The 12,623-nt window shown below is 43.4% G+C and carries 12 protein-coding genes; 8 read left to right on the plus strand and 4 right to left on the minus strand.

Annotation, left to right across the window (positions count from 1 at the left end):
* Position 1 precedes the first annotated feature (1 nt).
* From Q4549_RS03360 to Q4549_RS03380, 5 genes are all read left to right on the plus strand, one after another.
* Positions 2 to 628, plus strand: a complete 627-nt coding sequence (locus tag Q4549_RS03360; protein ID WP_303549493.1) for a sigma-70 family RNA polymerase sigma factor — start codon at positions 2 to 4, stop codon at positions 626 to 628.
* A complete protein-coding gene (locus Q4549_RS03365) occupies positions 621 to 1,298 on the plus strand; it encodes a ChrR family anti-sigma-E factor (RefSeq protein ID WP_137672013.1) in 678 nt (225 codons plus the stop codon). Before Q4549_RS03360 ends, Q4549_RS03365 begins: the two co-directional genes overlap by 8 nt.
* Positions 1,299 to 1,647: 349 nt before the next feature.
* Positions 1,648 to 2,136 carry a DUF2798 domain-containing protein gene (locus tag Q4549_RS03370; protein ID WP_303549490.1) on the plus strand — a complete coding sequence of 163 codons (489 nt, stop codon included), beginning with the start codon at positions 1,648 to 1,650 and terminating at the stop codon, positions 2,134 to 2,136.
* 22 nt (positions 2,137 to 2,158) lie between these two features.
* Positions 2,159 to 2,455, plus strand: coding sequence for a DUF3861 domain-containing protein (locus Q4549_RS03375; protein ID WP_303549487.1), 297 nt, complete (start codon positions 2,159 to 2,161; stop codon positions 2,453 to 2,455).
* A 120-nt stretch (positions 2,456 to 2,575) separates the two neighbouring features.
* Positions 2,576 to 3,571 (plus strand): ABC transporter substrate-binding protein, encoded by a 996-nt coding sequence (locus tag Q4549_RS03380; protein ID WP_303549484.1) that lies wholly within the window; start codon positions 2,576 to 2,578, stop codon positions 3,569 to 3,571.
* Positions 3,572 to 3,672: 101 nt separating this feature from the next.
* On the opposite strand, the gene Q4549_RS03385 is transcribed toward Q4549_RS03380, so the two are convergent.
* A complete protein-coding gene (locus Q4549_RS03385) occupies positions 3,673 to 4,623 on the minus strand; it encodes a chemotaxis protein CheV (RefSeq protein ID WP_303509897.1) in 951 nt (316 codons plus the stop codon).
* Positions 4,624 to 4,877: 254 nt separating this feature from the next.
* On the opposite strand from Q4549_RS03385, the gene Q4549_RS03390 reads away from it, so the two are divergent.
* Entirely contained in the window at positions 4,878 to 5,867 is a 990-nt protein-coding gene (locus Q4549_RS03390) for a rhodanese-related sulfurtransferase (protein WP_303549482.1), read from the plus strand.
* Positions 5,868 to 5,901: 34 nt separating this feature from the next.
* Here Q4549_RS03390 and Q4549_RS03395 read toward each other — a convergent pair whose 3' ends face one another.
* On the minus strand, positions 5,902 to 6,405 hold the full coding sequence (locus Q4549_RS03395) for an RNA methyltransferase (RefSeq protein ID WP_303549479.1): 504 nt from the start codon (positions 6,403 to 6,405) through the stop codon (positions 5,902 to 5,904).
* A 113-nt stretch (positions 6,406 to 6,518) separates the two neighbouring features.
* The gene (locus Q4549_RS03400; RefSeq protein WP_303549476.1) at positions 6,519 to 6,983 is read right to left on the minus strand and encodes a VF530 family DNA-binding protein; all 465 of its coding nucleotides are present in this window, start codon (positions 6,981 to 6,983) and stop codon (positions 6,519 to 6,521) included.
* A gap of 308 nt (positions 6,984 to 7,291) precedes the next feature.
* Here Q4549_RS03400 and Q4549_RS03405 point away from each other — a divergent pair, with 308 nt between their 5' ends.
* Entirely contained in the window at positions 7,292 to 10,354 is a 3,063-nt protein-coding gene (locus tag Q4549_RS03405) for a response regulator (protein WP_303549473.1), read from the plus strand.
* Between the two features lie 57 nt (positions 10,355 to 10,411).
* Positions 10,412 to 11,500 (plus strand): PotD/PotF family extracellular solute-binding protein, encoded by a 1,089-nt coding sequence (locus Q4549_RS03410; RefSeq protein WP_303549470.1) that lies wholly within the window; start codon positions 10,412 to 10,414, stop codon positions 11,498 to 11,500.
* Between the two features lie 25 nt (positions 11,501 to 11,525).
* Here Q4549_RS03410 and Q4549_RS03415 read toward each other — a convergent pair whose 3' ends face one another.
* A complete protein-coding gene (locus Q4549_RS03415; protein ID WP_303549467.1) occupies positions 11,526 to 12,389 on the minus strand; it encodes a DMT family transporter in 864 nt (287 codons plus the stop codon).
* Positions 12,390 to 12,623 lie beyond the last annotated feature (234 nt).

Below are 12,623 nucleotides of genomic sequence, written 5' to 3' on the forward strand. Positions count from 1 at the left end.
TATGGAAATACAACGCTCAGTATCGACAATCGGTGGAACAACAACACGCATGGCTACTCAGGTTTCCCAGCCCAATAAAGACGATGGTATCGCCCTGTTATTGGCAAACATTGCAAGTAAGCAGTGTAAGCGCAGTTACGACACCTTGTTCCGCAAAGTTGCTCCACGCTTACTTAATTTGGCGCGTAAGCAGTTTGTAGATGAATCCTTGGCACTAGAAATGGTGCAAGAAACCATGCTCAAACTATGGCTTAAAGCGGGTTTATACGACGCCTCCAAAGGCAATGCGATGACGTGGATATTTTCGGTGTCGCGGAACGTTAAATTTGACCTAATGCGCAAAGGCAAGCACCAGCAAAGCTGGGTGCAAGGCGACGACCTTTGGCCAATTCTCACTGAAGAAGAAGACTCAGACAAGATATCTTCTGAGGATCAAGAGTTAGTGAGTAACGAGCTCAAAGAGTTAATAGAACGTTTGCCAGAAGAACAAGCTGATATTGTTCGGCGGGTCTACCTACATGGTGAGTCTCAACAACAAGTATCGGAAATATTGAATTTACCGCTTGGCACTGTGAAAAGTCGCCTTAGATTAGCGCTGAAAAAAATGAAGGAGGTTTTAGATGACTAGCATTCAATTTCATCCAGTTGAGGAGACTCTCAACCTATATGCCGCTGGCCAATTAGACCCCGCTATGAGCATTATGGTAAGTGCCCATTTGGAGTACTGCACCGAGTGTAGACAACGGGTGCATGCCATTGAACAGAAAATGGCCGCTCAATTAGAAGATACTCAACCTGCAGCCATGAGCAATGATCTGGATTCAATGCTGCAAATGATTATGCAGCAAAGTGCTGAAACAGTGATTGAGCCCAGCCAACCAAGGCTGCAAGAAGAAATCAGTTTAGGGGATAAACGTTTTCCATTGCCACGAGCTTTGCAGGCTCATCCGCAACACATTGGCCCCTGGGGACGCTTACCGGGTAAAATTCAACGAGCCCGTGTAGATGCTGTTAGTGACAGTAAAATGAACTTTATTTACATGGATCAAGATAGTGCCTTGCCAGAGCATACTCACCAAGGTCAAGAGATAACCTTGGTACTAGCTGGCACCTTTATCGATGATGCGGGTAGCTATGTTCCGGGTGATTTTATTATTCAAAATACTGAGAATAAACACACCCCGCGCACTGCAGCTAACCAAGATTGCTTATGTTTAACCTTGTTAGATGCACCACTGCATTTTACTTCGGGATTGGCATCTTTACTTAACCCATTTAGCCAGTTGTTTTTTAAGTAAAATTCAAGCCAAGCACTGGCAAGCTTAAATCTTTATAAAGGCCCTTATCTAAGGGCCTTTTTTATTGGCTGATTGCCACATACCACTAAAAACCAAGCATCTTCGTGTATTAAAGCAACGGTAAACCACAATGCCAGCGCTCCTCATCGAATGCTGACTTACTCCGCTCACTCCCCCTCAATTTAGTTGATAGATACGCCTTCGCTTAACTGACTGTATTTTCTAAATAAAAGAATACTCATGTTGAGTCGCTCTCTATTTATACCCAAACGTAGTTGACTAAATCAACTAATTCAAATATAGTAGATAAAATCAACCATATGCAAATAGGTACAAATTGAACAACGAAATGAGCGCACCAATAACAGCAGCCGTAACGGCAGAAGCTAAATCCAACCCACTGTTCTACAAAATTTTAGTCGTGCTCGCCATGATGTCTGTTATCGCGGGTACCCTGACTGGCGTGATGACTTATATACAAGTGGGATACAGCGACTCCTTTGCAGTGATTTGGTTAGAGGCATTTCTTACTACCGCCGTTATTTTGATGCCGGTTGGTGTAGTAATGATGAGCCTAGTGAGCAAGTTAATCGCCAAGCTACTGCCACATATAGCAGAGTCTGCACGTAACCCGATTGTTGGAGTGATCATGGCGGTCATCATGGAATCGATTATGGCTTTTACTACCACCGCTAAAAATATCGGCTTTGCTAATAGATCAGAATTTGCCAGCGCGTGGCTAGAGGGTTTTTTAGTCGCACTGCCGGTAGGTTTAAGCCTCATGCTGATTATTTCAATGACAGTAAAACCTAAAATTGAAAAATTCTTAAAAAGCTAAACAACCTTAGAGTGAGAAAAGTATGACGACACGTACCAGAAAAGAAAATGGCTACCGTATCACTATTGAAGAACTCGATACTGAAGCGCCAAAAACCTTGGTATTCGAATACCAAGACAGAGAAGACTTGTTTACGGTAGTAGAAAAACTAAAGCAAGGCAGTGGCTTAGAAGAAAACATCGCCACCAAAGTGGGTGTAGCCTTGCGTTTATTAGGGCCGGTTATGATGCAAAATCGTAAACACGATTTGTTCATCGATTTTATGCCACACTTCAAAGCATTTATGCATAAACTGAAAGCAACGGTAAAAGCCAGTTAAGTAAGGCTAAAGTAAACCTCACTGAGCCGCTCTTTAACTAACGCTGGCAAGCATTATTGTTTACCTTGCACGCGCTAAGGTAAACAAGCTTATTCGACATGGATAGAGGATATAAACTTTATGAAAAACAAGTGTGCACTTGCCTTAGCGATGCTGTTGTCTGTGGTATCGATTCAGACCAATGCAAAAGAGTGTGGCAGCGTAAGCATTGCCGATATGAACTGGAATTCAGCAAGCCTGATGGCGCATATTGACCAGTTTATATTAGAACATGGCTTTGGCTGTGAAGCCGAATTGATACCTGGAGATAGCGTTCCAACAGGGATATCAATGATAGAAAAAGGCTACCCAGATATCGCGCCAGAACTTTGGACCAATGGTATTAAGGAAGCCTTAGACAAAGGTGTTGCCAATAAGCGTTTACGCTACGCCGGAAACTCCTTAACAGACGGCGGTGAAGAAGGCTTTTGGGTTGCCGACTTCTTGGTAGAGAAGCACCCAGAGCTTGCCACCATTGAGGGGGTGATTAAACACGCAAACTTATTCAAACATCCGGAAGATGATGAAAAATCTGCGTTTTATGGCTGTCCGGCAGGATGGACCTGTCAAATAACCTCAGAGCATTTGTTCAATGCATTAGCGCTTGAGAAGCATGGTTTTGAGATGATAGATCCTGGTTCAGGTGCCGCTTTAGCTGGTGAACTGGCTAAAGCCTATGAACGCAAAAAGCCATGGTTTGGTTATTACTGGTCACCCACCCCTGTGCTGGGTAAATACACCATGGTAAAAGTAGATTTTGGCAGTGGCACAGACCTAGATGAATACCGCAACTGTACTACCCAGCCAGACTGTGAGTCGCCTAAAGTCACTATGTACCCGCCCTCACCTGTGCATTCGGTTACCACGGAATCATTTGCTAAAAATGAACCTTTAGCCTTTGAATATCTGGGCCAGCGAGGTTTTAGCAACCAACAAATGAGCTTTTTACTGGCTTGGATGGAAGACAACCAGGCTGACGCAGAAGAGGCAATGTATTACTTTTTTGAACATCATCCTGAGCTTTGGCAAGTTTGGCTCTCAGAAGACGTAGCAAACAAAGTAGCAGCGGCTTTATAGCATTAATCAAAAAGGCCCGAAGCGCATGTAAGCCTTCGAGCCTTTTTCTAGAGTACTTGAGCCTTAACCGCTCCGTTTGAGGCTGCTAATGGGTTCAAAAATCAACCTGAAATAGATTCACGCATTCGCTGCTGTACAACATCTACCAGCAAATCCGGTTGAAACTTAGAGATAAAGCGATTACAGCCTACCTTTTCTACCATGGCTTCATTAAAGCTGCCACTTAGAGACGTATTCAAGGCAATGAACAAATCACTCATACGCTCATCCCCCCGCACTTCAGCGGTTAATCGGTAACCATCCATTTCGGGCATTTCGGCATCGGTAATCATTAACAAAATCTCGTCGTACACCGATTTACCTTCATCGGCCCAGCCCTTAAGCATGTTTAGCGCTTGAAGGCCATTTTCGGCTTCAATAATTTCCATGCCCAATTGGCCTAGGGTGGCTTTCACTTGACCGCGTGCCGTGGAGGAATCATCAACAACCAACACTCGTTTCCCACTTAATAGATGAGAAACATCTTTATCTAAGGCTTCTTCAGAAATGGCGATGTTGTAAGAAACAATTTCCGCCAGTACTTTCTCAACATCAATAATCTCTACAATGCGACTGGCATCTTCATGATCGATTCGAGTAATGGCCGTGAGGTAATTACTGCGCCCTACCGAGGTAGGCGGCGGTAAAATATCCTTCCACGAGGTATTCACAATATGCATAACCTCGCCCACCATAAAGCCCTGCACCGAGCGGTTATATTCGGTAATAATTAGGTTACAGTCGACCTTGGCTTCTTCTTTAGCCGGTGGCATTTTAACTGCGGCACGCAAATCGATAACCGGAATAGAATGACCGCGTAAGGTAACCACGCCAGAAACATGAGCATGAGATCCTGGTAAGCGGTTCATATTCGGTAGTTTAACTACCTCTTTCACCTTAAAAACATTAATTGCAAACAACTGCATTGAGTTGAGTTTAAAAATTAATAATTCTAAACGGTTTTCGCCCACGAGCTGGGTTCGTTGATCCACTGAGGCTAAAACACTAGACATACTACTCAACCTATTCCATGTTAGTTAATTACTTCATTATAGACCTGTCATGCTATGCAGCAAAAACACAACAGTCCGTAACACTTTGTTTTAGCGGGCTAGCACACAGAACTGTACTTATACATCGTTAAACCACTCCAACAAGCCTACAACAAAAAGCCACATTACTGCTGCAATTAGTAGCATTTTCATTACAATGAGCCTCTTTTAACCATGCTTCGGGATTACGCCCCGGTAGGCACAAGGAAGTTAACATGAGCCAAATTACCATTTGCGCCCTTTATAAATTTGTTCGATTAAACAATTATCTAGAGCTACAAGCCCCACTGCTAGCCTTAATGAAACAGCACCAAGTTCGCGGTACCTTACTGCTGGCCGAAGAAGGCATTAACGGCACCATCGCCGGACCAAACCAATCTATAGAAACGGTTTTACAGTGGCTAAAGTCTGATCCTCGCCTGAGCCAACTAGTGGATAAGCGCTCGTTTAGCTCCGAGCAACCCTTTAATCGCTCACGAGTAAAACTCAAAAAAGAAATTGTTACCATGGGTGTGGAAGGCATTGATCCTAACCATGTAGTGGGCTCTTACGTTAAACCCAGCGATTGGAATCAACTGATTGCCGACCCAGAAGTATTGGTGGTAGATACTCGTAATGACTACGAAGTACAACTGGGCAGCTTTAAGCATGCGGTAAACCCAAATACTGAAACCTTTCGTGAATTTCCGGCTTACGTCGCCGAAGAGATGGATCCACAAAAACACAAAAAAGTAGCGATGTTTTGTACTGGTGGGATCCGTTGTGAAAAATCAACCGCCTACTTAAAAGAACAAGGTTTTGATGAGGTTTATCATTTAGAAGGCGGCATTCTTAAATACTTAGAAGAAGTGCCACAACAAGAGTCGTTATGGGAAGGTGACTGCTTTGTATTTGATGAGCGTGTCACCGTAGACCACCAACTACAACCGGGTGAATACCAACTGTGTAGCGGCTGTCGAATGCCTATATCTCCGGCCGACATGCAAAGCGAAAAATTTGAGCAAGGTGTGAGCTGCCCACATTGTTACGATAGCTTAAGTGACGAGCAAAAAGGCCGCTTTAGAGAGCGAGAAAAACAAGTACAGTTGGCCAAGCAACGTGGAGAACAACATGTTGGAATGGAAGCCGCGCAACATAGTGAACAGCGTCGCCAACAAAAGCAGAAGTTACGCGAAGATCAACGCGCAACAAAGAACCCCAAATAGTATGATGGTGGGGCGGTTAAACGCCCCTAATCAACTAATTGGCTTTTAAGCGGTTATTAACATCGCGGCTTTGACGAATTAACTCATCTCCCCCCTTAGACACATCAGATTTAGCAAGCCGATCGTAGAGCACCACATTCACGGTTGCCGCCAAATTCAAACAACCTCGAGTGGGGATGTACACCACGTCATCAGCTTTATCCACCAGCTCTTGGCTAATAGAGCCGTCTTCGGGGCCAAAGATATATAAAGCCTGCTCAGGATGAGTAAAGTCTGGCAGGGCTGTTGCCCCTTCAGCCAATTCAATACAGACTATTTTTAGTCCTGTGGCTTGCTCTGCAAGGTCATCAACTCCGCTTAGTGGAATATTCAAACTTTGGTTTTTGGTATCGGTATTAAAACGCGCGGCACGGGCGTAGCGCTGCCCTGTATAAAACACCTCAGACGCGCCAAAACAACCTGCTGCACGCATTACTGAACCAACATTACTGGGGCTTTTGGGGTTAACCAAACCAATTTTAACTGTATCTTGAGACATAACTAGAACCGAAATAAACACTAAGCGCCTTGCATACCATTAACACTACAAGGCTAACAATTACCGAGAATTGTACTCGATATTTTCTATTTTCCTACTGCTGATAAGGCAGTTTACTTAGGTGAATCTGCCCAAGGGTTTAGCGGTTTGCCCTCTTCTTGAACATCGCTCTCTTGTGGCTTAGGCCATGTTGCTTTAGGTTTGGCTTTAAAACTTCTCTTAGGTTTAGGTTTCGGCTTGTTTTGCACCTGCTTCTCTGCAGTAATATCAATCACTACTGGAGCACGAGGCTTTTGGTCTAAGGGCACTAAGCGGTCACGCGGAGGTAAAGCATATTGCTTGTCATCTGGCCGCGGAAGATGTTTAAAGCGGTACATATAAAACGCTTCAACTTTCTCTCTCGCCCAAGTGGTTTTACGTAAAAACTTAAGGCAAGACTGAGGGGTAGGATTGTTTTTAAAACAGTTCATATTCATGGCATAGGCCAGTGTTTCCCAGCCATAGTGTTCAACTATTTCATCCAACAGCACTTCAAGCTTGAGGCCATGCAAGGGGTTATTTTGCTGTATTTCTTTCATACGTAGATCCTGAAACCTTAATCACCACAAATACGGATGTCGATTATAAAGGAAAATTCACCAATACACGCTGTTAAAGCACTCTTGATGAACGAATACCATCTAATTCAATCAACCCACCTTTAATATTGGTAATAATGGTAGGCTTACACTCCACTAAGATATACAAACAACTCGCTGAACGTAAAGCTCAAAAATACCTTGTGGACTGACCACGGCTTGCGGAGTAAACTATCAGCTCGCAACACTTTACCAACCTAATGACACACTTTTGCAACATGCGGTTCGCTCAAATACAGGAGTAATTGATGAGCCCAATTCGAGAGTTTTACCGTAGTCGTCTTAACCGACAACTCTCTACACGCATCATATTAATCAGTGCCTTTGTCACTATTATGGTGAGCATGTTAGACATCTTCATAGACTACAGAAAAGCACTTGATGACATTGATCAAGAGCACAGTCGAATTATTAATTCTGACTTAAACGCCCTTCAAAATGCCATGTGGTATCTCGTTACCGAGAGCATTGAACTGCAATTAAATAGTACCCTTGACCACCCTGATATCAGCTACGTAAAATTGGTCACCAGCGTTGATCAGCAATGGGAACTAGGTAAACCGGTAACAAGTAACCAAGCCATTGAAAGCAGCATAGAAATCACCCATAAAGTTGACCATGAAACAACGACTTTACTGGGCCAACTTACTATTCAATCTGACTTAAATTCTTTATATAAGCGACTAGCAGAAAAAGCCTTGTCTGTTTTGCTCTATAACGGCCTTGCGATTATCATTGTGTCGTTACTTATCGTGTTACTTGTTCATAGAATGGTTACCCTGCCCTTGAACAAAATGACCTCTTTTTTTGACAACCTAAGCTTTGACAAACCACTGCAACCCTTAGCGTTATCACCCCAACAACAAGCCCAGAAAAACGAAGTTAGCGAAACGACCGATGCGATAAACCGAACCAGTTTGGAGCTGGCGGATACCTACGATAGGGTTCGAAAATCAGAGCGCGAGTTATCAAGAGCCCTCTCTGAGCAAGAACGTTTATTGCTCGTTGAAGTCGGCTTTAATAAAGCGCTAGAAAACCAAGTGGCCGACCGTACCGAGCAATTAAATGAAGCCAAGCTACGCGCCGAAGAAGGCAGCTTAGCCAAGTCTGACTTCTTAGCAAAAATGTCTCACGAAATCCGCACGCCAATGAACGGCATTATTGGCATGTCGCACCTCACCTTGGAAACTGAACTCAGCGAAACACAGCGAAATTACGTAGAAAAAATTCAGTTATCTGGCGAAAACCTATTGCGTATCATCAACGACATCCTTGATTTTTCCAAAATTGAAGCCGGCAAAATGGACTTAGAGCTGGCCGATTTTTCCTTAGAAAACGTGTTTGATCAACTCGCTAATGTGGCCACCTTAAAAGCCCAAGACAATCAAATTGAGCTGCTATTTCAACTTCATTCAGAAGTGCCAAGTTACCTAAGAGGCGATGCCTTACGCCTTCAGCAAATACTCATTAACTTGGTTAACAATGCCCTGAAATTTACCACTAGTGGTGGTGAAGTATTAGTAGACGTTACCTTGCAGGAACAACAAAACCAGCGCTATAAATTACTGTTTGCAATAAAAGACACAGGCATAGGAATGAGCCCTGAGCAGCAAAAAAAGCTATTCCAGTCCTTCACTCAAGCAGACGACTCCACAACCCGAAAATACGGCGGCACTGGCTTAGGTTTAGTGATATCTCAAAAACTCACTCACTTAATGGAGGGTGAGATTTGGGTAGAAAGTGAGTTGGACCAAGGCAGCACCTTTTTCTTTACGGCCTGGTTTGAGCCTGCAGAGGACGAACACAGCTTAGCAGTACAAAGTGATATCGATTTCTCCTCTTTGCGCATATTAGTGGTAGATGACAATGCCAATTCGAGAGAGATATTAAGTGCCGAATTAAACCAATTAGGCTGCCAAGTAGAACGAGCTAAATCTGGTGAAGAGTGTTTAGACATTATTATACGCAGTGACCAAAAGCACCCCTTTGATTTAGTCCTAATGGATTGGAAAATGCCTCAACTTGATGGGATTGAAACCATCAGCAAAATGCAGCAGCAACGGTTATTAAACCTACCCGCTGTCACCATGGTAAGCGCCTATGACCGCATTGAAGCTCAGCACTCTGCTGACAATGCAGGCGCGATACTCTCTGGATTCTTAACCAAACCAGTCACCCGTACCAGCCTACTTAACGCCATTGAAAAAGTCGTAAATGGCTATACTCAGCCCACCAGCTCAGTACGCAACTCAAAAGAAGAACAGCAGCATCTCATAGACGCAGTTGCCGCGTTGCAAGGCGCTCATGTTCTATTGGTAGAAGATAACGAAATAAACCAAGAAATTGCGATTAGCTTGCTCGAAGCAAAACAAATAAAAGTCAGCCTGGCTAATGATGGTCAAGAAGCCTTAGAACGGTTGAAAGAGCTTAGTGTCGACGGGGTATTAATGGACTGTCACATGCCAGTTATGGATGGATATACCGCCACCAGAGAAATCAGAAAACAATCCCAATACGCTAATTTGCCTATCATTGCTATGACCGCAAACGCCCTTGCTAGCGACATTAAAAAGACATTAGATTCAGGCATGAATGCGCATATATCCAAACCTATCGATGTGACAGCCATGTTTGTAACAATGGCTGAGTTTATAAAGCCGGCCGGGGCTGTAACAATAAATGATTCCCCCAAAAACTTATCCAGCCAACCAGAACCAAGTTTGCCCCCGCTAAGTGGCATAAATACCGAACAAGGTTTGGCTACAACTCAGAATAACCTAAAGCTGTATCGAAAAATTCTGAATAAGTTTAGCCACACCCAACACGACTTTGTGGATCGATATACGACGGCATTACAATCCGATGAAGAAGGGCTTGCCGAGCGTTTAGCCCACACCTTGTATGGCGTATCGGCCACCATTGGCGCAGAAGCCCTAGCTGATGCGACCAAACAACTTGAGTTAGCCACCAAAAATAACCAACAGGATCCTGCGATTAAGTCTCTGCTTAATACGGTAGAACAGCATCTAGCAGAAGTGATAACCAGCTTAAGTGGCTTACAGAATCAAGAGCTTAATCAAGCACCGAGTGACCAACAAAACGCCAGCGTAAGTAAGCAGCAACTACTAGACTTACAGCGCTTACTAGAAAGCTATGACTCAGAAGCTTCCGAGCTTATCGAGACGATCGTCAGCTCCCCTCTAGAGGCGTCTCTAAAAGAGAAAATCATTCAGGTTCAGGATGCTATTAACGACTATTATTTTGATGAAGCCCTAGAGCAAGTGAAGCAATTAATCCAACAGAAGCTTTAATTGTTATTAATTTAAACCGCATGCTAGCAATGAGATGCCACTAAAAAGTAGGTTCTAATGTTTCATAAACCCATCGCTTTTATCGCATTGCTTTGCAGTTTGGTGTCATTACCTAGTTGGGCAGACATAGAACTTAATATCCTCTGCTGGGAAGGCTATGCGCCAGCCGATCGGGTAAAACAGTTTGAACAATATATTGCTGATAAATATAAACAAAAACTAACAATAAATGTTGAGTATGCCGTTGAAGACAAGCAATGGTTTGAGGTTATTCGAGCGAAAAAGGCTGATATTATTAGCCCCACTCACAACATCCCAAAATCAACCACTTGGCCGATGGTTCAGTTTGGCTTGTTACTGCCAATAAACTTAAACAATATCCCTAACTACCAACGTTTAAACCCTCATTTGGTGTTAGAGGAATACGTTCTTCATCAGCAGCAAACCTTTGCGGTGCCTTTAGTTTATGGCCCCTATGGTTTGGCATATAACACCGAAAAAGTGACGATTCCTCCCACTTCATGGAATGTATTATGGGATCCCCAATACACAAACCAATACACCGTCAGTGAAGTGTTTTATGAGGTTAACATATACCTCACTGCACTCGCTTTAGGGTACCCTGCATCCCAACTACAAGACTATGAAGCATTCAGTAAAGACAAACAGTTCATAGCCAAATTGTCTGAGCTGGCAGGAAACGCTAATAAACTATGGGGAGGAATAGACACAGCAGAAGACTTAAAAGGCTTGTCTTTAGCTACCTCTTTTGGCTTTGCTTTTTCGGAGTTAGAAAAACAAGGTGAGAAGTGGACATTTGCCACTCCTAAAGAAGGGCAAACAGCGTGGGTTGACCACTGGGCGATAGGCTATTCATTAAAAGATAGCCCCTTAAAAAAACAGATTGCCGAAGAGTGGATAAACTTTACGATTAGTGAAGAGCTACAACGTGAATATGCCCAAAAGCTGAGTAGTTTTCCGGTAATTTCTCAGTTTGATTCTGCGCTAAGCTCACAAGAAATAGAGCGCTATCAACTGAATAATCCGAACTTCTTTCAAGAACAGTTTTTCTTACTTAAATTTATTGACCGTCGCCAGCAAAATGGTTTTAGAAAGCTCTGGGAGCAAGCCAAGTTGAGCCATTAGCTGCTCCCTCAAATAACGCTGGCGGCTAATTAATTCTTTTGCGCTTGGCCATCCGCTCGTTTAACGCTAAGGCCGCAATGATAATTGCGGCGCCAATACTTAATCGCAATACGTCGGCATCATGATTCCAAATCAGCAAGTTTACTGCTATTCCTGCGGGGATGAGCAAGTTGTTCGCCACTGCTAAAGCGCCAATATTCACCAAGGTGGCGCCTTTGTTCCAAGCAAAATAACCTACGCCAGAAGCTATAGTGCCAAGGTAAACAAGTACACCCCACTGAATATGAGTCGTGGGTAACTTATTGGTATTCCCCAACATAGCAAAAGCGATTATGGCCACAATCAAGGCTCCAATAAAGAACCAAGCAAACACGGTTTGTTGCGCAAGCTGCTGAGATTGCCTAGCCATTAAACGTTTGTAGGCCACTTGGCCGGTAGCAAAACACAGATTGGCTCCTTGAACCAATAAGAAACCAGTGACAAAACCTTGGTCTATGCCTTCATAACGAATCGCCACTGCACCTAGGGTGGCAATAAAAGCACTTAATAAGAACTGAGAGTTAAAGCGGCGCTCAAAGGCATCGTTGACTAAAGTAACGTAAATCGGCGTCATAACAGTAAATAACAACACTTCCGGTACCGACAAATACAAAAATGACTGATAGTAAAACCCGTACATACAACCTAATTGGATAGCTCCAATCAGCATCAATTTTAGTGCCAAGGAAGTGCTAACTTGCGAGGGTTTAAGAAAGGGTAAAAAGACTAAGGTCGCCAAGCCCACTCGCATTAGAACCGAAAACCAAGCGTCGACTTGCCCCGCTAAGTACACGCCAATCAAACTAAAAGAAAAAGCCCACAACAGGGTAATAGACAAAAGATATGGCATAACAACTCAAGTTAATAACTAAAAGCTAGAGTGTAATGTTTATCAGCAACAAACCAAGCAAAGATTGCCTTAAATAGCCCTAACTTTAATCTTATGGCGCGCTATACGCCAAATAGAAGCCCTGCATTCTTCTTAAAGATGAATTGGCAGCGGCCGCTAGACTCACCTATTTGGCGACTACTACTCTTTTGATACATCAATTGTTTTGTATTTTATTTTCAATCAAAACCTGCC

The sequence above is a fragment of the Agarivorans sp. 2_MG-2023 genome (genome assembly GCF_030548085.1).
Lineage (GTDB): Bacteria > Pseudomonadota > Gammaproteobacteria > Enterobacterales > Celerinatantimonadaceae > Agarivorans.